Source organism: Paraburkholderia fungorum (assembly GCF_046026025.1).
Taxonomy (GTDB): Bacteria; Pseudomonadota; Gammaproteobacteria; order Burkholderiales; family Burkholderiaceae; genus Paraburkholderia; species Paraburkholderia fungorum_E.
Window position 1 is genome coordinate 1 of sequence record NZ_JAQQFL010000019.1, and the last position, 23,641, is coordinate 23,641.

Genomic DNA, 23,641 nt, shown 5'->3' on the forward strand with positions numbered 1-23,641 from the left:
CCAACATAATTGTCGCCGCCCAGGTGGACCCGCTCGTCAAATCAGGCCGCTACCAGAATGCAAGGGAAGTGTTGCGTGAAGATTTGCGGTTGATGGAGCTTGCGGATACTGAGAGTCGCGCAAAGATCGAAGCACGATGCCGCACAAGTGGGCATCGCTGATGGAATGGCAGGAAGAATCCAGAGTTTTTGGCTTTGCAGAGGAACTGGGCCAGCACTTTGACGCCATCGCGGCGAGTGCGATGGCATCCGCTGATGACTAGGACAGCGAACGTTGAGTTTCGAGGCAAAGCATGGACGGTCCCGTTAGCTTCTCACGCGGACGGAACTGTCCCTGACCAGAACGTAGGCTTCCACTCCATCGAGTAGCTGTCCAGTCAGAAAAGCGTAATCTCTCTTCAACTCGCCAAACGGCATGTCGGCTCATCTTGAAGCGGTTACGCCCCGATCGATACGTGGGTACCGGTAAAGCATGGTGCACCGTCAAGGATATGAGGTTCTTCTGTGATGGTCGACATGGCGTTGTTTGCGAGTAGATGGATGAGGCTCAAAACCGTTTATGCAGTTCAGAATAATTAGGGTCTTTTGTTAGGCCTCGCCCCATGAAATCAATACTCAGGACGCGCCCTTAGCCTAGGACTGACGAAGAGATGGAATCAAACAGAGATGAAAGCCGCCGGGTATCAATAGACTTCCGTGACGAACTTCTCGCGAGGGACTGGCCGGATGGCAAGCGCGTTGCTGAAATCGCGGGTATCCAGCCCAGCAGTAACCCGGATCGGTACGCCGCGCAGCTACGCTCATCCGGAGCAATGTTGGGTGTGTGGTCAGCGCCGCAGCGCACTCACCGCTATCCAGACTTTCAGTTCGATTCCGATGGCGCTTTACGCCCCGAAGTCTTGGACCTGTTGAAGCTGCTGCCCGGTGACGAGGAGGATCGTGGCGGATGGCGACGTGTATTCTGGCTCTACTCGCCACATGCACTGCTCGACGGCGAAACCCCCGCCCACATTTTTATGAGTGATCCGCAGCGAGTCCTGGACGCCGCAAGGCGTGAGTTCAGCGAGTCCAACGAGTGCTGGTAAAGGACGGACCTTGTGTCAGGCTAACGCAAAAACTGCGGGTGCCAGGCGATGGCGGCAGCCCGTCGAACGGGCAGCGGAGGGCACATATCTGGCCCATGATCATTCGCGCCTGGTTTGCGCACGACTATGTGACATGTGTTGCGCCTATACGGGCCGCCGGCTGTTGAGATCTAGGGGCTTTCCATGTATTTAATGTCTCATGCCAGGCCTGCTTCCGCGATAACAGGCTGGTTAGGCATCACGACGTACGGGCGTCAAGCATCAGTTCATCCTCCCACACCGAGGTCTCATCCGCGCGAGGCGACCACGGAAAACACGCGTGCTGGCCGCCTTGTGCATCTGCATAGACGTACGATTTCATCGGGCTGCCAGGCTTCCGGTGGCTCCTCAATGCCATGACTTCAGTCAGCGCAGGCTGCCCGTCACGACAGCCATTGGCAAGGCCGAGATGAAACACGCGGCAGCGATCCAGACCGATTCCCGTCACAATTTCAATTAGTTCTTCGGGCGACGATACCAGCACACTTCGAATGGCCTGATCCAGATTGTCGGGTCCCCAGAACAGGTCAACGAAAAAGATCGGTGATTCGGCGGAAAGGCCAACGCACCGCCACGCGCGGTGAGGTGCGGAAAGTTTCTGTCGCGCCGGGTTGGATTCCGCCCATTGGGCATGGGTCAACAACATCTTAAGCTCACGAAATTTCAATTTGTAGATTATATCCCGTGGACCAAGAGTCTCGGCATAGTCACGCTTCGCCATATGAAGCAACGCGACTATGAGACGCTACGACGGCATCTCGCGATCAACATTAAAGCGTTCCGGCGAGAGCATGAGCTCTCCCAGGAAGGTCTGAGCCTTGAGGCTGACGTGGATCGCACCTACGTGAGTCAGATCGAGCGGTCGCTTGGCAATCCCTCGCTGCTGATTCTTGCCGCACTTGCCAGTGCTCTCGGGAGAGACGTCGGCGAGCTGCTGTCTCCACCGTCACCACGACCACGCGGAAAGTGAGCGGCATGCCCGTGTCCATGCCCGCTTTTCACCGTGAAATACGCCCGGCCGGAACTTGCCTCCGCAAACATGTGAGTGGCTGCTATGGCTGCGGCGCATCGTCTGGGAATCGCAATGGAAAGCTGACCTGCATGACTGCACGCAACTCGGTGAGGTCGGCCTGGGAATAGCCAGCGGTCGTCACCACGGACTCGTGGCCGAGCAGGGTCGCCGCCATCGGCAGCGGAACCTTTTTATCGATCACCAGTGTTTTGCCCACGAGATGTCTGAGCCAGTGGGGCGACGCGCTTTCGAGAATGAGCCGGGCCGCCGTGTCGCTCGCAGGCATCGTAGAAGCCATTTCCCGGAATGCGCCCTTGACCTGCCGGTAGAGCCCGGATATACCGAGACCGGCGCCACGCTTTGCGCGGAACAGAGGCGCGACCTCGCCCGGCGATGGTGTGGGCGGCAGTCCGCATGCGACGCGATACTGCTTCAGGAAAAGCGTGCAGCTGTCCGGGAGCGGAATGGATCGTTTCTTCCGTCCCTTGCCCATGACCGTGAGCGTCCAGCCACCAAGTTCTACGCTCAGGCGCGGATAGCCATCCCTCGTCGCCAGTTCATCCAGCCGGACGCCGGTAAAGCGGTAGGTCGCCAGGATTGCGACGCGACGCGCGAGGTCCGGCTGGCGGCCGCTGCCGCCGGCCCGGTCGCATAGCCAGCGGTCGATGGCGTCTACCGCGACAGCCGGCAGGATGCGTTCGGGACGGAATCCTGCCCGGGCGGCGGCGGTGCTGCCCAGCCTGGTGCACGGGTTCGACGTCAGATAGCCCGTGAGTGCCAGAAAACCAAACAGACTTCGCAGGACCGCCATTGCGCGCTGCTGGCCCGCTTCACTGCGTTTGCCTCCCTCGTGTTCTGCTTGCGGTTCGCTTGGCCTCCGGAGCGCGTCCCGGTAATCCAGCAAAGTACGCCGTGTCAGCGCCGACAGCGGACCAACCACGCCGTTCGCTTTGCACCACCGGATCAGCCCACGTATTTCAGACGTATAGGCGCGAAGGGTATGGGGCGACCCCCCGGCCCGCTCCTGGAGGAATCGGTGGACCGCGGCCCCGTCATTGGAGACGTCCAGGGTATTGCTCGACAGATCGCGGTTGTAAAACCGGCCGGTACCGGACAGCCAGGGGTCGTCGCTAACCGGTCGTCGCGGCGGATGCAGGTCAGGGCGGATGGTGGCCGCTCCAGCCGGCTTCGGACCGCGCTCCGTGGGCGCCGGGGGACGCGCCGGACGAAAGCGGACCCTGAGTGTGCGCAGCAGCCGCCCGACGACGGCTTCGGCACTGGGCGCCTGCGCCGCGCCCACTGCACGGATTTGACCCAGGTCCCAGAACCGGACCGCTGCGCCGCCGCCCAGCAGCAGCGCGAAGACTTCCGGCTGGGCAGCTTTTGCTGCTGGCATGGAGCCGTACCTTTCCAGAAGCGCAGCGGGTGTCCATGTCTCGTAGACTGGCAGGTTCAATACAGCGGACAGGTACGTGATGGCACCGCCGAGGTCGCCAGGTAGCGGTTGCGGCGGGTTCACCGAAACGTCGAGGTAGTCCGAAGGACGTATCACGGTGGGCCATCCATTTGGCTGCCTGACGGGCTAGCCGGCGGGAGGATTCTGCGTGCCTGCGGACGGGCTGCCGCCGCCGGCAGCGGCGCCGGTCCGTACCAGCTTCTCGTAGTTCTCGGTGACCTCCGCAAGGCGTCGGCGTAACGATTGCACTTCGGGCTGCACGGCAGCCTGCCTGGCTGCCAGCGACTGGCGAAACTCGTCGGTCGTGGTTAGCAACTGGCGGGAAAGTCCGGCATAGTCGCGTCTGACAGCCGCCAGTTGCTCGTCGTGCTGGCGCCGTGCTTCTTCGCTGGCCCGGGACGATTCGGCAAGTCTGGCCTCGGCGAGACGCGCCCTGTCTGTTTGTTCGGCGAGGCGCCTGCGCACCTCGGCGAGTTCTGCTTCCCGCTGCCCGATCTGTACGTCCCGCTCGCGCGCCTGTTTTTGCCAGTCGTCGAGCTCAGTGCGGAGCATCGAGGTTAGGGCGTTGGCGTTATCACGTTCGGCCGCTGCGCGGGCCACCGCCTCAGCTGCGCTGGCCTGTGCGTCGGCAAATTCGCGGCGCGCGGCTTCCAGCGCCATCAACCAGAGCGAGCGCATGGAATCGGCGACCTGATCGGGGAGGCCGCTTGCGGTGTAGCGCGCTGTCGACTGGCTTATCAGCTCAGCCTCGATCATGCGAACCTGCCGGCCAACCCAGGAGGGATCGCCACCTCCGAGTTCCTCACGAACGCGACGGGTGGTCACGATACGGCGGAACAGCGCAGGCGTGATGGGCGTACCCACCCCTGCGGCGTCCAGCATGCGCCGGACGGTTTCGCGTACGGACTGCGGAGAGTTGAGGGGTGTGCGGCCCATGCCTTCATTATGGCGAGAAATCACCGGGTTGGCAGGGTTCCCTTATTTCATGACTAAATTTACTGAATTTCAGGGAAAAGCGTCGGGGAAACTCATCGCGACGGAGGATAAGTTTCGTTATCGTGCGAATCGGGGCCCCGCAGTGCATCTCCGCGCAAGGGGCTTGCCGTCGCATCTGCCTCGGGGTGGAATAGTCCGCCGGCCACCGGTCACTAAGCGGCCACATAGACAAAGAAGTCATATAAAAAAAATTTAGGCCGCCTCGGCCGGAATGGTCTGAGCATTAGAGTAGTTGACTGATGACTCGCGCGATTCTGCCAGTATCGGAATCGAGATGATTAGGAATAGAAAGTATTGTCGTGTGGCGCGAAGTGCTGTGAGGGGATGACCTGGCTGGACCGTGAACGGCTCTCTTTGCCTGGTGCCGAGAATTGCCACAAAAAATTATAAGTCCCTGTTAGTTACCGTCCGATCGCGGTCGGCACAGGGAAGGCGATTCCCTGACGGGCAGCTTGGACCCGGAAGCGGCATGAACTAAAGTTAGCTCAAAAAGCGGTCAAGTACTCCGCCTCAGGCACAACGTGCCTCGAGGTATCCATAGCTGTCAATATGGAGTGCTGACGAGGATTCAGACAGGGGCGGTGCGGGATGAGGATTGCACCGCCTCCATGGGGACCAGAGCCGGCGTGTGTCTGGCCGTTCCATTTCAACAGGCAGAGACGCATCGCCGGTGCCTGCAGCACGCCACCAATCAGGCGTCGCACTTTCACCAGTCAGGAGGGCTCATGAAGCCAACCGCAGGTATTGCTGCCAAGGGAAAGCATCAGAGATTGCACAGGGATGCCAGGCGCCATAAACCCGAAAAGCCCCACAAGTATGAGAAGCACCATAAGCATGACGCGCGAGACCGGGGCGAGAACGGCGCCTCGCTGGCGTTCGAGCAGATCCGGCGCAGTCTGGGTAGTTCGCAGACTAACGACGCCTTGCTGCCCTCACTGCGGTGGCCTGAGCAGAGGTTCCACGTTGTGGGGGCACCGCTGTCGGGTGTCGGAAAGCGGCGAGCCAAACTGCTGGACGGTGGCCGGGATGTGTCCCGCGTTCCGCCCTCGTCGTCGCGAACCGGTCTGGTCGACAACCAGCTCATGCAGCCCATTCGGTGGCCACATCCTGACGACAGCGCGCGTCCCTTTGGGAGCCGCCGCTCGGTCTCGGCGGAGCAGGGGCTCTGGACACGTCCTGGCCATGAAACCTGGCAGATCAATGTCAGATGGACAACCGGACTATCAGCCGTTCTGAACACATGTCGCGTTACCGTACGGGACTGGCACACCCAGCGGTTTCTAACGTCCGCAGATCTGGATCCGTACAGGCAGGATAGTGCGGTAGCATGCATTGAGCGCCTTTCAAGGCGGAAGGGAATGCCTCATGCACTGGTCATGGACTATCAGCCGGACATGCTTGCCGTGGTCGAGCAGTGGGCCTTCGCCCACGGTGTGATGCTCGTCATTTGCCAGCGGCGCAGACCATGGGGTGAGGGCAGGGTCCAGCTGTCTTAGCCGGAGAAAAGGCCGCGTTCCATGACATTGGCATGCCGCCGTTCCCGGCGGCGGTGTGTGGTCGGGCAATGCCTTGTGTTTTGTGAAACCTCGGCGCGGCTTGCCCCCATTGCACGGCATAACGACAGGCCCGATGCATCGTCATTGATTTGGAGTACGAACATCGTGATTGGTCTTTCGCGTTCCACGCGCCGTCGTCTGCTGACGCGGCAGCACGAGGGGATGGTGCATGGCGATCGTTACGTGTCCCCCCTCAGGGGACTAGAGCTGCCCCGCTCCGGGCTGATCCACCGTTTCGCGTGCGCAAAGTTTGGCAACAGGACTGTTGAGCTGCGGTCCGACACCGAGCTCGCGGTGTTCATGGAGCAGTATTTCCGTCCTCATGTCATCGATATTCGTGAACACGTCCCGTCGGTCACGTCGCACACGAGGGCGATTGCTCTCCGTAATGGTTTGCATCATCCAGGTGGGACGAGCAACCCGGAAGTGCTGCTGACCGACCTGGTCGTGACCCTGCAGGAAGAGAGCGCAGTATGGGAAGAAGCCATTCTGACGCGTCATTCAGATGGCGCATCGACGCCAGCCCTCGAGACCGAGTGCAGGCTGCTTGGGCTTTACTGGAGGGAGTGCGGCACCGAATTTTCCGTTTGTCGCCGTGATGGCGTCAACGCCCCCCTCGCAGCCAATCTCTGCTGGCTCTTTCCGGTTGCCGAGCAGATCCTCCGCACAGGCGTGACGGATGCCCAGCATCTGGCTCATGCGGTGCTGCTTGACGAGCTGGCTCACCACGATCACGTGACCGTCCGCGAGGCCTGTCGCGCGGCCACCCGGCGGGGATCTCTGCCTGTGGGCGCATCGGTCTGTGCGTTCCGGCAACTGCTCGCCGTGCAGGCACTGGTGGTGGACCTGTCCGCGTCCGACCTCTTTTGTCTGCCACCCGCTGCCTTCACGGTAACCGCGGCGCGCACGCAGGACTGATTCTTTCGCGGAGCGCGACATGCCGGTGCGGATTCAATGCAGGATTCCATTTGCCGTACGCAGTCTCTGGCGCGCCGCGGACTCCGGACTCATTTACCGGGTGGTGTATTCCGACACCGAGCGCACCGAGCTTTGCCCCATCACGGGAAGGCACCTCCGATTTTCCCGATACAGGACAGCGGATCTGCGGGTCTTTACAGAAGACTGTTATCGCGGCGCAGAGCGGATGCTTCCGGTTCTGGAGGACCCGTTCGCTGACGAGAAGAGGACGCGCAAAGCGCTCGGCGGGCACGACAGCAAATCGTCCGAAGTCTGGAAGCGAATCCGTGTTCTGGTCCAGCCCGGAGAATCGTTCGATCCATCGGCGATCCGGCCACTGCTTGACCGGGCGACGCGCGGCCGGCTTATCCGCGAGGCGGCGGAACGCGAGAGCGTCCAGGTAAAAACCATTCATGGAGACCTGCTCAGATACTTCCAGCGAGGCATGACGGAACGGGCAGTGCGCAGCGATCTGCCCAACTGCGGACGGCCACGAGGCGGTGGGGCCTATCGCAGCGAGCCAGGTGGGAAGCGCATCAGGCGGAACTACACGTGCCGGCCAGGCCGTCGCGCGAAATCGCAGCGTCTGCATCCGGAGCGGCAATACATGCTCCCCGGCAAGCAACTGACCTGTCTGCTGTGGCAGGCGGTCGATCTGCTGCTGACCGAAAGCGAAGCCCCGTGGCTTGAGGCGCTCGGCGCCAAAAAAGGAACCGGCAACAGTGAAGATGATAAGGCCGACGCGATTGCAAGACGGGTGGGACATGAGCTCGCACAGGCGAAACGTCATGGGCACACAAGACGATCAAGACGCAAGGGGAGGTCGCGGCCAACCTATAAAAATGTCGCCGACACACTCAACGGGCTGACGCGCACGCAGCGCGAAGTGAGGGATGAGCAGGGCCACCTGAAGGAACTGGAACTGGGGGAGGTCGGCATCATTACGCCCAGACAGGTCGCGTACTTCTGCCAGTCAGAGCCGGATGTTCGTGCGGTGATTATCGCGCGCCGGCATTTACATCCCGGACCGTTGCTGCTGCACGGGTGCGCTGACCGGCGGACGAAGGGGCCGGGCGATAAATTCCTGCTCGATGCGACGGTATCTGATATTTACCTGCTCTCGCGGCTGGACCGGACGGTGGTGGTGGGGCGACCCACGCTTTATTTTCTCATTGACTGGTTCAGCCAGATGATCGTCGCACTGCGTGTGAGCTTCGAGCGCCCAAGCTACGCGGCGGCGGCGTCGGTGATCGAGGCGGCGGTTACGCGAAAAGATGAATTCTGTGCGCGTTACGGCTTTCTCATCCGGTTAGAGGACTGGCCGTGCCATTTCCTGTCCGGGTCAATTGTTGCCGACCGCGGAAGTGAGTTCACGGCCACCGAGCCCTGGCAGCGCCTTGCGACGCTGGGCATCTCGATCAGCAACTGCCGGCCGTATACGCCGTGGTGGCGCGCGGTTGCCGAGCGGCGCTGGGGAAGTGTGCCGCTGATCTGGCAACGTCAGCTCGTCGGGGTCGTCGAGTGCGATTGGCATGAGCATGGACGGCCGCGGCGCTATCCGTGGGACGCCATCTACACATTGAGCGATTTCATGACGCACGTCCTGCGTGCCATTCATGTTTATCACAGGACACCCCTGTCCGGAGAATTCGCACACCCCGAGCTGGTGTTCGCGCGGGAGGCGAACACGCCGCTGAACCGCTGGCGGTGGGGCATCGAGAACCTTTCCGGCGCGCTCCATGAGCATTCCGTCAGGAACATTCAACTGGCAACCTGGTACGGCGACACGGGACTCCTTACCGAGCGCGGCGTCAGGGTCCACGGCAGATGCTATGCGTCGAAGGAAACGGAAGACGCCTATCTGGGCCGTCTCGGCGGCAAGGACCGGCATGTGCGTGTCCAGAGCGATCCCGATGAGCTTGGCGGAATATGGATCGAACTGAATGGCTTTCCCATTTTTTGCCCGGCTGTGGATACTGGCGTCGCGATGCAGGGCATCTCATGGGCCGAGCATCAGCAGTACGTGGATCAACTTCACGAGAACAACCGCGAGGAAGACTTCGTGCAGCAGGCAGAGCGGATCAGGCAGATGAATGACGCCCGCGTCGACACGGAAATCGCGAAAAGGCGGACGCGCGCCGCGCTCAGGGACGCGGGCAAGTCGCATCCAACCTCAACGGGCATGAGCGACGCACGGCAGCAGGAAAACGCGCTGAACCGGATGGTGGAAGCGCGTTCGCCATCACAAACCAGTCCTTCGATGGCTCATAGCTCCACCCGTACTAAAGGTTCCACTTCCGCGCAGCCGCAGCAGGAATCAGTCGGCTCACTGCGCGAGGAGAGGGACGCCGCCAGCCTCAAACGTTTGGGCGCGGTGCCGGAAATCCGGCAGGACATCGATACCGAAGGAGTCTCGCAATGAAACGCCACAACGACCACCGCATGGCCGAATCAGGGAATACTGCAGACACGCCTGCCGAGGTTCAGGCGCCGTGCGACATTTTCAATGATCCAATTTTTGCGCTAACTCAGCGATATGTAGACGCTGTCTATCACGACAGGGCCCTCGAATTGCCCGAGTACGCCGATAATCCGCTGATTCTCGCGCTCCCGCCTTTCGTGGACCTCGACCCGACGCTCGCCGAACTGGCGCTACGCTTCGCAGTTTCTTGCCCGAATGGATGTGGCGCCTGGTCAAGGGAGCGCCGCCTCATGGCGATCGGTCGCATCGATCGTCTGCTGGTTATTCTGCCTGTTCACGTTACGCTGCTGACGTGGCTCCATACAGCGCTGCGTAATCACCTTGAGCGATACAGGCCTGGTGTTGATCTTCATAAAATTATGCAGGAATCCTATGAACATGTTCAGAGTGGTACACCGGGCGTAATCGCCGATCTCGTTGAGGGCCATGCGGCGTGTCGTGCGCTGATCGGCATGTCGGGCACGGGCAAATCCACCGCGATGAAGCTGGTATTGAGCCTCTTCCCGCCTGTAATCCGTCATCCGGACTTCCGTAATCCCGGGTGCCGGTTCAGGCAGCTCGTGTGGATCTATCAGGTATGTCCGGCGAATGGCAGTGTTTTATCCTTTCTCAAAAGCATACTGCGGTGGGTCGATCATCATCTGGACACTCACTATCGGGAAGAGATGCGAACACGCGATAACAGCGGCGACTACGGGGCAAAGGTTGTCGATGTCCTGCGCAAGCACTTCACAGGTGTGCTCGTCATTGATGAATTCCAGAATCTCCTGAGAGCGGCTGCAAACACCGAACTGCTGGATACCGTGGTTAATCTGCTGAACAGCGGATGCTGCGCCATGATGGTCATGGGTACCCCCGAAATCCAGTTAATCATCAAAACGCGGTTGCGTCTGGCCCGACGAGTGTCGAACGATGGCTACGAGATACTGGAACCATTCAGCGACGGAAGGGCATATGAAATGTTCGTCGGCAAAGTCCTGGCGCTGAATTTCCTGGAGAAACCGATCAAGGATCTTCGGCGTGTGAGATCCATCGTTCTTGGCCTCAGCGCGGGATTGCCGGCTCTCATCAAGCTGCTGGTCAAGCTCGCCCAGATTATGGCAATTGAGACCGAGAGCGAACAGATCACACCAAGGCTGCTGGGACAGGTACAGCACGAATTGCTCGGACCGCTATCGGGTATCGTCAAGGCGTTGCGCACGCGGGACTCCATTGAACTGGCCCGTTACGTTGACGTACTAAGCGGAGAGGCGATCCTGGCGCATCAACGTGCGTTGAGTGGGGCGGCCGGCGCCGGCGCCAAGGACTTCCATGATCAGGTTCGTGACCAGACCTTTGCGTCGGCTGTCTCTTCGCTTCTGGCGCTTGGCGTCACGCAGAGTGATGCCGATCAGTGGGTCAACCAGGTGCTTCGCGAAAGGCCCGCCTTGACGTCGTATGGCGTGGTACTGGAATTACTCCGGAGGAGGGAAAAGTCTCAGTCCCCCACCCGGCCGCCGAAAGCCGTGTGACCTATTGAGGTCTACAAGCCATGATTAAACCCCTGAACTGGCGGAGCAAGAATCGCACTGCGCTGGAAAGCCTCCTGCAATGAATCATGGCGACCGATCTCTTTCCGCCCGAGTCCGACGAACCGCTGTTCGGAATGATTTCGAGGTACGCAATCGAAGTAGGCGTACGGGACTGGAAGCGTTTTCTTGTGAACCTCTTCGGTTTTCGTGCGCACTTTTCTCCGGCTCTTGCGTACAATCTTTCGCGCGTAGCCGAGAATACGGCCCAGACGTGGGGCGTGTCGCCCGAACAGATCGCGGAGCAGCGCACGCTATTCCCCTTCTACGCGGCGTTTGTGACGCGAACGCAATCGCAAACCATGCTAGACCTGGTCGTCGTGCGGCGGTCACGTGCATTGGCCACGTTCATGCCCAAGCTGATCCACCAGCAGCGGGTCGTCCGGATTTGTGACGCCTGCGTTGCTGAGGACGGGTGCAAAGGCGATGCAATGCACTTCAGGCGCGTTCATCAATTGCCAGGTGTCGTTGTGTGCCCACGACACGGGATGTGGTTGCGCAATCTTGACTATGGCTCCAGTGCTCGGACGCCATGGCCTTCCGTCCAGGAGGCACTTGCGCATGGTCAGATCGCTTCGCTCACAGCGACGCCAGAGCAAATAGGCAATCTCAGGCGGGTTGCCCTGGCGGCGCAGTATCTGCTGGAGTCCAGGGTCGCGGTCGACGGAGAGCAGTTGCGCCAGTCATGCTGGGAGGCACTCCATAATGCCGGCTTTGCTCATGGTCGGGAGGCGCTGTCGAGTAGTCGGGTACTCCAGGCATTCGTTACGTTTTACGGCGAGCGCTATCTGGAAATGGTCGACCTATGCCCTGCCACCCGCCAGAACTGGGTCGTCGCGCGACTCGCCGGGCGGCAGCGCGCGTGCTGTGCGTTGCCGAATCTTCTACTGGCAGTTTTCTGCGGTAGCCACGCGAGCCAGTTGTCAGTCGACGGGTGGCCGTCCTGTCCGAATCATCTCGCTGCTCATGGCCCGGGACACAAGGTCGAGGGCCGGGAAGTGCACAACGGCAGGTACTATGCGCATTGCCGATGCGGCCACTCGTTTGCCTATCGCTCGGTCGCCGGAGGGGAGCCACTTGGTGTGGAAGTCACGGTATACGGACGAGCCTATGCTGAACGCGCGAGCTTATTGTTCCGCACTGGTCTATCCGTTGCCCAGATTGCGCGCGACCTTCAGATATCGGAAACCACAACCCGAAGGATGGTCAGGCGCCGGGTAGTCGATGCGTTGCCGAACCGGACAGATTCGGTCGCGCAGCTTCGTGCGAGGTGGCGCCGGGTCGTAAAGCAATATGGCACTGTCCGGCTGGCGGCAGTCGCCGAGCCTGGACTATGGAAAGCGGTACGGCGGTATTCTCCTGAGGTACTGCAGGAGCATCGGTGGCGGACGCGAGGCGGGAGCGCGAAACGTGAATACGTACGGAATAGACCGAGCCGAACGGGCCAATGACGGGCTAATTTGCTGTCGCACAGCCGTCACACACGGAAAAGCTGCCTCGGGTGACGACTGTGGTTGGTATGTCCAATAAAAAATTTGGCTTGGCACGGACAGACAGGCGAAACGATGTCGGTTGATCTTGATCCTCCATATCCAGACGAGCCGCTGTTTAGCGTCGTCGCACGCTACATGGTGGACGTCAAAGTCGGAGATAAGGTGCGATTTCTGAAGAATCTGTTCGGATACCAGCAACGCCTGTCGGTTACCTTAGCCTATGGACTCGAGCGAGTCGCAGAGGAAACCCGTCATGTGTGGGCGTTAAGTAGCGATGAGCTGGCCGAGCAGCGTACCTTGTATCCGTATTATGCAGCGTTGCTTCCCATGCCATTTCGTGACGCTCTGCTGGTCGCCATGCGACAAAAACAACAGAAGCCGTCCCCACTCGTCGTGCACTCGACGTTGCGCTTTTGCGAAGGCTGTCGTGCAGCCGACCGCGCGTCTGGACGACCGGAATATTGGCGTCGGTCTCATCTGTTGCCGGGCATCGTACTCTGCCCTGAGCACGGTCGCTGGCTGACCGAAATTTCAAGCAATGATCTCCACTTTCTGACGTCTTGGCCGACGCTCCAACTTCTGCCCGCGAAGGATGTCCTTCCAATCGCACTTGACCTCAATGCCGCACAGCTCGACGCCTGCCAGCGTGTGACGCGTGCGTCAGTCTGGCTGCTCCACAATCACGTGTCGACGGACGTTGGGGCCGCGCTGGCGCAATTCAAGGCGACGGCCTGGACCGCCGGTTTCACGTTTGGTCCTCATGATGTCGACTGTCGAAGATTGACCAGGCATTTCATAGAGTTTTATGGTGAACCGTATCTGTACCATATAGGATCGCTGCCTGTACTCGGAAACAATAATTGGCTGGCGAAAGCTGTCAATGGTCGTTTGCCGCCGAGATTTACAATCCGGGCGGTGTTGGTGGTGATATTCATGGCCTCCCTCCATGAGCGAGATAGCGGGTTAGCGTGGCCCGTATGTCCGAACGAATTGGCTTACCACGGGCCGGGGCATGTTGTCGAGCGTCGCCAGTACCACAAAAAAGCGGGGCGGTTCTCCGGAAAATGCAGTTGCGGATTCCGTTTTACCTATAGTTGCACAGAGGCAGGGATTCCCCAAGATGTCCGTCCCACGGTCTACGGACATAGCCATGCAGAACTCGCCCGAAGTCTTGAAAACACGGGTGCGACCTTGGCACACATAGCTGACGTGATAGGAGCTTCGCCACGAGTCGTGTCCCGACTTTTGAGGAAACGCTCACCTGTGCGCGGGTTTTAGTCCGGATGCCAGTTATAGTCCGAAGTTAAATTGTTGGACGGCTACGCTGACTGGTTTGCTGCTGCCGGTCGTGTTGTCGCGGAATCTGGAGGCCTATGAAGTGATTCTTGTTCATAAGCTACCCGATCGATACTAGAGATGTCTTGCGTGCACCTGCGCAAGCTGCGGCCCTACCAGGTCGCATCGGAGTCGCCTTGGAATTCGACCTGAGCGACCTTTATCACGCGCATAGGTGCGTCTGGAAAAACGTCTGCCGGCGTCCGTTCATCGAGTAGTGCGTGCGGCGAATAAAGCCAGAATGCGCGTCTCCAGCCATCAAGATCGTCGTCGCGTGGGAGCACGGCCAGGAGTGCTGCAATTTCCTTCCTGATTGCGCCAGACTGGCGGAACTGGAAGTCCGGATAGACGAAGCAATGCCGGGGCTCTGACCACACACCCAGCAGAGCACCTCCCGCTCGCTCTTCGATCGCGTACGTTGCCGCTTCCGGACCGGGCGCCTTGCCGGCCAGCATGGCGACCTCAGAATCGTCAGGCCATCCCTTGTCAAGTAACTCGTCGCGAAACATGATCGCTGCTGTCGACCTGGAGTCAGGATGCTGTGTCATGAATGAACTCCACGAGGCAAAAGTCGGATGCTGTTTCCGATCATATCGTGTCACCTTGGCAGATCGCCCAGCCGCTTCGCTGGGCGAGGCCCTGCATGAACGGCGCCTCATACTGCCCCGTCAGGCTCACAAGTGCCTCTACCCGGTTGCTGTCCGGCGAACCGGGCGCCGGATCGCGGTCAACCAGCGTCGAGACGGTCCTGCGCACTTCGCGATATTCCTCCTAGTTCTCGATGAGCCGCACGGTCATGGTTCCACCGGGAAATATGCTGCCAGTGTACTGGCCAGCGGACCGGCACGCGAATTTTTCAACATCCGCGGGACGACTTATCGATTCCCTGTGCGAACGTCATCAGCGCGGGGTCGGGCTGTAGTGGAGCGGTACAATCCGAGTTCGCCCTGACGAGTTGGTAGCTTCGGATGACTGGATTCGCAGTGTACGGCGGAAGCGTGATCGGACAGGTCCGCAGTCGAGGCGATTCAGTTCTCATCTAGGTCCTTTGATGCCAAGTTACGACTTTAAACAACTGTCGCCCCACGATTTCGAGGTGCTCTCCCGCGACTTGATTCAGGCGCGCGATGGATTTGTCCTCGAGTCATTCAAGACGGGCCGTGATCTTGGAATCGATTTTCGTCGCGCGGGTGCGGCGGGCGACATCATCGTTCAATGCAAACACTATGCTGGAACTGGGCTCGCCGGTCTCATGAGCGAACTCAAGAAGGAGGCGGTCAAAGTATCTAAGCTGACGCCCGCTCGCTACATCTTGGTGACTTCGGTTGGATTGTCACCGCCTAACAAGGCGGACATTCAGGCGCTGTTCGGTGCCGTACTCGTCAATGGCGACATCTTGGGCGCTGACTGGGGGCAGGTTCTCGACGAAAATCGTGCCCGGTTGAAGTTCTTCCAGGACCACCTGGACGTTCAGGTCGATCGCGACGCTTCGCTCAAATACCTGCAACAACGCTACGCAGCTTACTTGGAGGGCGTATTCGAGGTCGATGATTCTGAGACGGAAGCCGAGGCAGATGCCGAGCCTGAAGCCGACGCCACGTCCGCCTAAGGAAGAGAACAGTCTCCCGCCTTACCTAGCTAAGCCGGGCGAATCCAAGCATCCTTGCGGACCACCTCCGTGCACAATATGGCCCCATTTGAGCCGTGCCGCGCAAACCGTTATGCAGCATGGAAGGTCGCCACTTTTTGTCTCGATTTCCGGCGTAAATGCGTATGATTCTGCAAACGCTCAGTACTTTAATATACAGACGGGAGCCTCTGCTGGCTCCAATCCCTTGCAATGTCTGGGTGTCAACATCGGAACTTTATTGTCTCGTGATACCGCGAAGGTGAGCGATTCCAGGATGGTGAGGAATTCCAGGAGATGGCCTCATCGCGATCAATGGTGAGGATCGCCAGGAAATGCCGTCACTGTAGCCAAAGGTGAGGTGTTCCAGGAGACACCACTATTTCGACGAAAGGTGAGGCGTTCCATGGTGTATGACTTCACGTCGGCGAGAGGTGAGACGTTCCAGGAGGTGTCGCCAACTCAGCGAAAGGTGAGCTGTCCCAGGAGTCAAACTGCACCTTGTTCACCGCAAAACACGGGCAAGGTGAGGAGTTCCAGGAGATCGCTCGCGAAAGGTGAGCGATTCCAGGAGGTGGGCAATCCCCGTGTTGAGCACGCATCCGAAATAAGGTGAGGATTTCCAGGGAGTCCCCTCATGGCCGTTCACCGCGCTGCACGGAGCATTCAGAACGAAGCCTGCGACTACGCGAGAAGCGTGGGCCTCAACGCGTAATCGCCGCCGGCAGGCACAATCTTGTGCCCTTGTACAACGTGTCAGGTCGCGCTTGGGTGCCTTGTTAAAAACCCAAAGGTGAGAGGATTCGGGAGCGTGCGCGGTGATAATGTTACGACCTGTCAACGTACCTTCGATTCAAAGGTGAGAAGATTCGGGAGGCCTGCGCCGCGCGCAGTTACCCGCGAACCGCATTCCATTCACATGGAGCCCCTTCCTCGATGACGCCCCGCGCCTTTGGCAAAGAAATCAAGGCGGCACTTCTGCCACACGCTGACGCTGAACGCGCGCTCGCGATGCGCGCCTATATGCGTCACCAGTTCGAGTTCATTGGTGTGCCGACACCTCTGCGGCGGCAAGCGGTATTGCCGGTGTTCAAGCGGCTACCCGTGGAGAATGCCGATCATTTGCTGGCGTGCGCGGATGTCTTATGGTCGATGCCGGAACGCGAATTCCAGTACGTCGCGACTGACCTGTTGGCGCGCAAATGGAAGACGCTTGAACCGGAAAACATCGCACATCTATTAGAGCTCGCTCAGCGGCGCACCTGGTGGGATTCGATCGATCCGCTGGCGGGTGTCGTCGGCGATGTTCTGAAAGCGGCGCGAACCTATACGCCGGGGATACAGGCCGCGATGGATGCGGCGCTCCAGCACGAATCGCTGTGGGTTCGGCGCATTGCGATGATTCACCAACTCGGCTGGCGCGAGCAGACCGACGAAGAGCGTCTTTTCAGCTACGCACGTTCGCTGGCCGCCGAAAACGACTTCTTTATCCGTAAGGCCATCGGCTGGGCGTTGCGCGATTACGCGTGGCATGCACCGCATGCGGTGAGCGCCTTTCTTTCCGCTTCGCTCGACATCATGTCGCCGCTTACGCTGCGTGAGGCGTCAAAGCATCTGCCAAACGCAACGCAAAAGTAATCGCAAAAGTAATCGTGAAAATAATCTAGATATAAACGGGATATAAGCAGGCATCAATTAACGGCACCAAAACCAAAAACTTTAGAAAAATATTTACCCCCCCGAGCGCGCTCAAAAACCGTGTAGTCATCGCTTAGTAACATGCGCGAGCAATACTCGGCAGCGCTGCAATCTTCACTCAAATTCGCAAAAAAACGCGCTGCTCCGATCGAGAGCTGACGCGAAGGCCATACGCTCGGGGGCTTCACATGACTATCCGTCATCGCATCACGCTATTGGTTATCTTGATGTTCGTCGCGTTGTCGGCGATCGGCGGCTACGCGGTGTATCAGACGCGCGGCAGCGCAGCCGAAGTGCGCAAGGTGACGGAAGGCGTCGTTCCCAGCGCACTCGCTTCCGCCGACCTCGTCTCGCAAGTGAAAGACGTCCAGCTTGCCACCATGACCCTGGTCTACGCGCCGGACGCCAACATGGTCACCCAGGCACAAGACGAACTGAAGAAGAAAAAGACCTCGTTGCAACAGGCCCTCGCGCTGCAAGCCAAAGACGCAGCGAGCCATGCCCAGCAAGGTCTCGTCTCCCAGGCCAAGGACAGCCTGGAGAACTACTTCTCCGCGATCGCCGAGACGGCGAAAATGAAAACCGACGGCAAGAACGAACTCGCGCAAGCGTATCTGTTCGCGAACGTGGCGCAGTATCGCGACGAACTCGAAGGCATTGTCGAAACCCTGCGCGTCGAAAAGAACCGTCAGAAAGACGAGGCGATCACCACACTGAACGCCACGCTTTCCACCACGACGACAGCCATCGCCGCTGTCACCGGTATTGCGATCATTCTGCTGACTTTCATCGGCACACTGCTCTACCGTCAGATCACCCGCCCGCTCAGCCGTATGCAAGCCATGATGAGCGAGATCGCGTCGAGCCAGGATTTCACGCGCCGTGTGCCGGTTGGCCGGTTGGATGAGATCGGCCATTCGATCGTCGCTTTCAACGGCATGATCGAAAAGATCCAGGAAAGCTCGGCGCAACTCAAGCAGAAGACGGCCGACATTCAGGCGATGTTGCAGAACATGCAGCAAGGCATCTTGACGGTGGTCGACGGCGCCGTAATTCACTCGGAGTATTCGGCGTATCTGGAAGACATCTTCGAAACGAAGGACATCGCCGGGCGCGGTCTGATGGATCTGGTGTTCTCGGATACCGAACTCGGCTCGGACGTGCTCTCGCAGGTCGACGCGGCGGCGCATGCGTGCCTCGGCGAAGACTGCATCAACTTCGCGTTCAATCAGCATCTGCTGGTCGGCGAAATTTCGAAGCGCATGGCCGATGGCCGCGTGAAGATTCTCGACCTCAGCTGGTCGGCGATCACCGACGAAAACGACGTCATCGTGCGTTTGATGCTGTGCGTGCGCGACGTGACCGAACTGCGCAAGCTCGCCGCGGAAGCCAGCGAACAGCGTCGCCGTCTCGACATGATCGGCGAGATTCTCGCGGTGAGCGAAGAGAAGTTCCATCACTTCATCGAAAGCTCCGCCGGTTTCGTCAGCGAGAACGAGCGCATTATCCGCAAGCATTCGGAAGCGGACCATGCGGCGATCGCCGAGCTGTTCCGCAACATGCACACCATCAAGGGTAATGCGCGGACCTATAACCTGGCGCATCTGACGAACGTTGTGCACGAAACCGAGCAGAGCTATCACGAACTGCGCCAGCCCGACGCGGACCGCTCCTGGGACCAGGACCTCCTGATGCAGGAGTTGACGCGTGTGCGCGAGGCGATCGAGAGCTACGCCCACATCAACGAACAGAGTCTCGGCCGCAAGGCCAAAGCCGGCGTGAACAACGCCGGCAATGCGGGCCGCTACGTGATGGTCGAGAAGGACCAGATTCAGCAGACCCTGAGCATGCTGGACAAGACCAACGCCGGCGAACTCCACGAATTGCAGTCGATGCGCAATGCGCTGCGCCAGGCCTTGCGCGCGCTCGGCAGCGAAAGCGTGCGCGACGCGCTGTCCGGCGTGCTGGACTCGCTGCCTTCGCTCGCGCGGGAACTGGGCAAACCGGCGCCGACCGTGCGTATTGACGACAACGGCTACCGTCTGCGTGGCCACGCGGGCGGCACGCTGGGCAACGTATTCATGCATCTGCTGCGCAATTCGATGGACCACGGTATCGAAACGGCCGAGGCGCGCGGCGCACACGGCAAGACACCGGCCGGCACGATCGATATCGAAGTGGGCGTGGATAGCGGCGCGCTGCAGATCACGCTCAGCGACGACGGCCGCGGCCTCGCGCTCGAACGGATTCGCGGCATTGCGGCGGAGCGCGGCTGGATCGGCCGCGACGAACAACTGAGCGACGAAGCCATCGCCGAATTCATTTTCCGGCCGGGCTTTTCGACCGCCGCAACGGTCACGGAAGTGTCGGGCCGCGGCGTGGGTATGGACGCCGTGCGCGACTTCCTCAAGCGCGAGAACGGGCGCATCGAACTGCGCTTCACCGACGATCACAAGGGCGCATCGTTCCGTCAGTTCCAGACCATCGTCTGTCTGCCGGATAGCGTCGCCGTCGATACGCTGGGTGTGCAGGCGCGCGGCGACGCCGGTGAACTGCAAGTCGGTGCGATGGTGGATTGAACGTTGAGCGAACGCGGATAGACGGATCGATGGATTGACGCGCGTTCGCGACGGACTTCGGAAGGATAGGTTGTGATTCAACAGTACGTATTGGCGGCGGTGGCAGGCAGCGCGGTGACCGCGCTGCTGGCATTTGTCGTGCACAAATTGCATAGCGCGAAGCTGACGGCCCGGCTCTCCGCCGAAGCCGATGTCCGGCTCAAGGCGCTGGCGGCGCAACACGCGGACCACGGTGACGCGATCCGCGAACGCGAGCAGGCCGCGCAGGAGATGGAAGCGCTGGCCGCCCAGTTGAGCGAAGAACTGCGGCAGCAATCAGCCAGTGTCGACGAGCTGCGCGCAACGCTGAAAGCCGCGGCCGACGACAAGGACCAGTGGGCGCAACAGGCGCAACAGATCGCCGGCGAAGCCGCGCGTCTGAAGAGCCTCGGCGCGACTTTCGAGCGTTGGCACGAGCAGATGATCTCGCTGATGACGCAGAACCACGACATGCACGCGAAGAATCAGGAGCTGTCGTCGATTGTCCGGCATGTCGTGATCGTGTCGCTGAACGCGTCGATCGAAGCTGCGCGCGCGGGTCCGGCCGGACGCGGCTTCGCCGTGGTGGCGAGCGAGGTCCGGGCGCTGGCCGCGCGTTCCGAGGAATTGTCGAAGAGCTATCGCGACAGCCTGCATCGCAACGATCTGACCACGACCTCGACGTTCCAGGACATCCAGGCGGGCGGCAAGATGATCGCGGCGTCGCTCTCCAGCGTCGAATCGCTCGCCAACCAGTTCCGCTCGAAGCTGCACCAGGTGCCGATGTGATTACGGCCAACGCCAAGGACAGCTTTCAACGCATTTTCCGCAAGGCGGCGCAGGCGCGCCTGCCGCGGGACTCCGGCGATACGTGCGAGATCGTGCCACTCGCCGAGGCTGGCACGGGCGCGACGAAGGACACGCAGGTGGTCGTGCTGACCATTTCGTCGATCATGTTCAGATTGCTGCTGATCCTTCATTTCGACGAGAACGACAGCACCCGTCACTACTACCTGAACGAGGCTGACGAGCGCCCGTTCCAGGAAGTGTTTCTGGAAATCTGCAATCTGTGCTGCGGCGCGATGAATCAGGAATTGCTGAATTACTTTCCGGATCTCGGCATGTCGACGCCTTACGTATTGAGCGCGCGTTGTCTGGGGCATCTCGAGGAGTTGAAACCGGGTTTGCTGTCGTCGTATTCGATCACGCTGAACGGTTCCGTGCAGCTTGCCGCGACGGTATGTGTGTGCGCGCATGCGCCGATCGACTTTGTAGCGGACACGAGCTCGGTCGAGGAAACCAGCGGTGAGCTGGAGTTGTTCTGAGTGTTGACCATGATGTCGATATCCGCGGTGGGCAGGAGCCCGAAATGAACATGAACAAACCGGTCAGCAAGGTGTTGGTGCTGGACGACTGCCCCGTGCACAAAGAGGCGCTGAAGCGTTTCTGCGACGAGCACAATCTGGTCGGCGTGAAAGTCGGCAAGAATCGCCTGCAATCGGTGCTGCGCTCGAACATCGATCTCGGCGCGGTGCTGTTCGCCGAAAGCTACGGCGGCTCGGCCGAAGCGAGCGCCGAGATCGCGATCAGGATCAACGCGGTGCGCCCCGAGTTGCCCATCATCGTGCGTCGCGCTGACGATCCGAGCCTCGAGGGTTTGCCGGAGAGCTTGCGCCGCGTGGTCTGCGCGGCCTATGTCGCGCACGATATGGCGCCTTTACGCAAGGTGATCGACGAGTACATCTTCAGCCTGGACTATCCGAATGCGCTGGTGCGCGGCATCGCCGACATGACCCAGGCGATTCTCGGCGACGTGTTCAAGGATCTGAGCATCGCGTGCGATACGCCCTATATCGTGCGCGACCGGATCATCTTCGGCGAGGTGTTCAGCCTGATCCCGCTGGAAAGCGCGTGGTGCCGCGGCTACATGATGATGCAGGCGGAAGAGACGCCGATTCTCGAACTGCTCGATCGCTATCGGACAAGCGAGAGCGCGGAAGACGGCGAAGCCAATTTCCGCGATCTGAATGGCGTGCTCGGCGAAGTGACGAATCTGATCTGGGGTTCGTTCAAGAACCGCTATGTCGGCGACGCGGACGCATGGCTGCGCAGCCAGGTGCAGGTGCCGTTGCTGGTGAATCACAAGCACAAGTACATCTCGTTCGGCACCGGCAATCCGCAACTGTGTTTCATGTACTCGCTGACGGACCCGCGCTCGGGCCGCTCGGTCAAGCTGCATCAACGTTTTGTGTTCAGCCTGAGCTGGTCGCCCGAGGACTTCAGGGAAGTCACGAACGACGTCGGCGCGATGGTCGAAGCGGGCGAACTGGATCTGTTCTGAATGTTGTCATAGGAAAAAACATGTCGAAAATTCTGGTGGTGGATGACTCAAGCACGGTGCGCGACGAAGTGGCCGGCTTTCTGAAGAAGAACGGTCTGGATGTCGACACGGCGGTGGACGGCAAGGACGGTCTCGCCAAACTGAAGGCCAGCCCCGGCATCAAGCTGGTGATCAGCGACGTCAACATGCCGAACATGGACGGCCTGACGATGGTCGAGAAGATTCGCGGTGAACTCGCGAACACAACTGTCAACGTCATCATGCTGACGACCGAAAGCAGCCCGGCCATGAAAGAGCGCGGCAAGGCGGCGGGCGTGAAAGGCTGGATCGTCAAGCCGTTCAAGGGCGACGCGGTGCTGGAAACGTTCCGCAAGCTGGCGAGCTAGGCGCTGTACGCGCCGGGAACCCGGCAAAGGTGAGGGTTTTCGGGAGCCCGTGCGCCGGTGATTTACAAAGCATGATTCGCTATAACGGTAGCGGTTGAAACACGTTAGTCTGCGAGCATGTGCCAATTGCTCGCCCTCAGTTGCGCGGAACCTACTGACGTCAGTTTCTCGCTGACGGGTTTTGCTGCTCGCGGCGGCCTCACCGACCATCATGTCGACGGATGGGGCGTGGCGTTCTACGAGGATCGCGCCTGTCGCGTGTTCGTCGATGAAAAACCGGCGTATCGGTCGCCGGTGGCCGAGTTTCTGAAGAGTTATCCGATCAAGTCGCGCAATGTCGTCGCGCATATTCGCAAGGCGACGCAAGGCGGCGCACGGGTGGAGAATTGCCACCCGTTCATGCGTGAATTGCGCGGTCAGCAATGGGTGTTCGCGCATAACGGCGATCTTCAACCGCTCGATGAAGCAGAGCATGGGCCGTACACGCCGGTCGGCACGACCGATAGCGAAGCGGCGTTCTGCTTCATCATGAACCGCCTCTACGCCCATTTCGCCGCTCAAGCGGATGCCGATGCGGACGCGGACGACGCCGACACCGTGTTCGGCGTTATCGAGCAGGCGACCCGCACACTGAACCCGTATGGCATTTTCAACTTCGTGCTGTCGAACGGCACGGCACAATTCGCGTATTGCTCGACGCGTCTGTCGTACGTGATACGTCACTGGCCGTTTTCGAGCGCGCGTCTCGTCGACGGCGATCTCTCGGTGGATTTCGCCGAGCGTGGCACGCCGGCGGATCGTACGGCGGTGATTGCCACCACGCCGCTCACCGATGAAATATGGACCGCCTGCCAACCCGGCGACCTCCTGATGTTCCGCCGCGGCGCATTGTTGCGGCGCGCGCATGTACCCGTTCCCGCCGAGGTCCTCGCGACCTCGAAATACGCGCCCTCCGAATTGTCCGCCGTCCCGGCGTGACATCGCGCCGATTGTCACACAAATAGTCACGTCGAT

20 protein-coding genes are annotated in these 23,641 nt (G+C 60.0%); 16 read left to right on the forward strand and 4 right to left on the reverse strand.

Going from position 1 to position 23,641, the window contains the following annotated elements; all coding sequences use genetic code 11:
* Positions 1–23 precede the first annotated feature (23 nt).
* Entirely contained in the window at positions 24–161 is a 138-nt protein-coding gene (locus PQR67_RS20870) for a type II toxin-antitoxin system ParD family antitoxin (RefSeq protein WP_408463650.1), read from the forward strand.
* A gap of 488 nt (positions 162–649) precedes the next feature.
* A complete protein-coding gene (locus PQR67_RS20875) occupies positions 650–1,084 on the forward strand; it encodes a hypothetical protein (RefSeq protein WP_408463310.1) in 435 nt (144 codons plus the stop codon).
* 238 nt (positions 1,085–1,322) lie between these two features.
* Here PQR67_RS20875 and PQR67_RS20880 read toward each other — a convergent pair whose 3' ends face one another.
* Complete coding sequence (locus PQR67_RS20880) at positions 1,323–1,769, reverse strand: hypothetical protein (protein ID WP_408463313.1); 447 nt, start codon at positions 1,767–1,769, stop codon at positions 1,323–1,325.
* On the opposite strand from PQR67_RS20880, the gene PQR67_RS20885 reads away from it, so the two are divergent.
* Positions 1,755–2,093 (forward strand): helix-turn-helix domain-containing protein, encoded by a 339-nt coding sequence (locus PQR67_RS20885; protein ID WP_408463316.1) that lies wholly within the window; start codon positions 1,755–1,757, stop codon positions 2,091–2,093. The two genes, PQR67_RS20880 and PQR67_RS20885, sit on opposite strands and share 15 nt — an antisense overlap.
* A gap of 82 nt (positions 2,094–2,175) precedes the next feature.
* Here PQR67_RS20885 and PQR67_RS20890 read toward each other — a convergent pair whose 3' ends face one another.
* Both PQR67_RS20890 and PQR67_RS20895 read right to left on the reverse strand, forming a co-directional pair.
* Positions 2,176–3,687 carry a tyrosine-type recombinase/integrase gene (locus PQR67_RS20890; protein ID WP_408463319.1) on the reverse strand — a complete coding sequence of 504 codons (1,512 nt, stop codon included), beginning with the start codon at positions 3,685–3,687 and terminating at the stop codon, positions 2,176–2,178.
* 30 nt (positions 3,688–3,717) lie between these two features.
* Positions 3,718–4,527 carry a DNA-binding protein gene (locus PQR67_RS20895; protein ID WP_408463322.1) on the reverse strand — a complete coding sequence of 270 codons (810 nt, stop codon included), beginning with the start codon at positions 4,525–4,527 and terminating at the stop codon, positions 3,718–3,720.
* Between the two features lie 1,577 nt (positions 4,528–6,104).
* Here PQR67_RS20895 and PQR67_RS20900 point away from each other — a divergent pair.
* The 5 genes from PQR67_RS20900 to PQR67_RS20920 all read left to right on the forward strand — a co-directional run bounded on the left by PQR67_RS20900 (position 6,105) and on the right by PQR67_RS20920 (position 13,921).
* Positions 6,105–7,061: a TnsA endonuclease C-terminal domain-containing protein gene (locus PQR67_RS20900; protein WP_408463325.1), complete on the forward strand. Its 957-nt coding sequence runs from the start codon at positions 6,105–6,107 to the stop codon at positions 7,059–7,061.
* Positions 7,062–7,080: 19 nt separating this feature from the next.
* The gene (locus tag PQR67_RS20905) at positions 7,081–9,522 is read left to right on the forward strand and encodes an integrase catalytic domain-containing protein (protein ID WP_408463328.1); all 2,442 of its coding nucleotides are present in this window, start codon (positions 7,081–7,083) and stop codon (positions 9,520–9,522) included.
* Positions 9,519–11,093 (forward strand): AAA family ATPase, encoded by a 1,575-nt coding sequence (locus PQR67_RS20910; RefSeq protein WP_408463329.1) that lies wholly within the window; start codon positions 9,519–9,521, stop codon positions 11,091–11,093. Before PQR67_RS20905 ends, PQR67_RS20910 begins: the two co-directional genes overlap by 4 nt.
* Positions 11,094–11,179: 86 nt before the next feature.
* Entirely contained in the window at positions 11,180–12,601 is a 1,422-nt protein-coding gene (locus tag PQR67_RS20915; RefSeq protein ID WP_408463332.1) for a TnsD family Tn7-like transposition protein, read from the forward strand.
* Between the two features lie 114 nt (positions 12,602–12,715).
* The gene (locus PQR67_RS20920; protein ID WP_408463335.1) at positions 12,716–13,921 is read left to right on the forward strand and encodes a TnsD family Tn7-like transposition protein; all 1,206 of its coding nucleotides are present in this window, start codon (positions 12,716–12,718) and stop codon (positions 13,919–13,921) included.
* Positions 13,922–14,091: 170 nt separating this feature from the next.
* Here the strand turns inward: PQR67_RS20920 and PQR67_RS20925 are convergent, their stop codons facing one another.
* On the reverse strand, positions 14,092–14,526 hold the full coding sequence (locus PQR67_RS20925) for a hypothetical protein (protein ID WP_408463338.1): 435 nt from the start codon (positions 14,524–14,526) through the stop codon (positions 14,092–14,094).
* 503 nt (positions 14,527–15,029) lie between these two features.
* On the opposite strand from PQR67_RS20925, the gene PQR67_RS20930 reads away from it, so the two are divergent.
* The 8 genes from PQR67_RS20930 to PQR67_RS20965 all read left to right on the forward strand — a co-directional run bounded on the left by PQR67_RS20930 (position 15,030) and on the right by PQR67_RS20965 (position 23,605).
* Entirely contained in the window at positions 15,030–15,587 is a 558-nt protein-coding gene (locus PQR67_RS20930; RefSeq protein ID WP_408463341.1) for a restriction endonuclease, read from the forward strand.
* Positions 15,588–16,541: 954 nt separating this feature from the next.
* Positions 16,542–17,243, forward strand: a complete 702-nt coding sequence (locus PQR67_RS20935) for a DNA alkylation repair protein (RefSeq protein ID WP_408463343.1) — start codon at positions 16,542–16,544, stop codon at positions 17,241–17,243.
* Between the two features lie 248 nt (positions 17,244–17,491).
* Positions 17,492–19,882: a HAMP domain-containing protein gene (locus PQR67_RS20940; RefSeq protein ID WP_408463345.1), complete on the forward strand. Its 2,391-nt coding sequence runs from the start codon at positions 17,492–17,494 to the stop codon at positions 19,880–19,882.
* A gap of 72 nt (positions 19,883–19,954) precedes the next feature.
* The gene (locus PQR67_RS20945) at positions 19,955–20,689 is read left to right on the forward strand and encodes a methyl-accepting chemotaxis protein (RefSeq protein ID WP_408463347.1); all 735 of its coding nucleotides are present in this window, start codon (positions 19,955–19,957) and stop codon (positions 20,687–20,689) included.
* Positions 20,686–21,225: a hypothetical protein gene (locus PQR67_RS20950; RefSeq protein ID WP_408463350.1), complete on the forward strand. Its 540-nt coding sequence runs from the start codon at positions 20,686–20,688 to the stop codon at positions 21,223–21,225. Before PQR67_RS20945 ends, PQR67_RS20950 begins: the two co-directional genes overlap by 4 nt.
* Positions 21,226–21,269: 44 nt before the next feature.
* A complete protein-coding gene (locus PQR67_RS20955; RefSeq protein WP_408463353.1) occupies positions 21,270–22,241 on the forward strand; it encodes a chemotaxis protein CheX in 972 nt (323 codons plus the stop codon).
* Positions 22,242–22,261: 20 nt separating this feature from the next.
* Positions 22,262–22,627, forward strand: a complete 366-nt coding sequence (locus tag PQR67_RS20960; RefSeq protein WP_028196001.1) for a response regulator — start codon at positions 22,262–22,264, stop codon at positions 22,625–22,627.
* A gap of 117 nt (positions 22,628–22,744) precedes the next feature.
* The gene (locus tag PQR67_RS20965) at positions 22,745–23,605 is read left to right on the forward strand and encodes a class II glutamine amidotransferase (RefSeq protein ID WP_408463355.1); all 861 of its coding nucleotides are present in this window, start codon (positions 22,745–22,747) and stop codon (positions 23,603–23,605) included.
* The last annotated feature ends 36 nt before the right edge of the window (positions 23,606–23,641 follow it).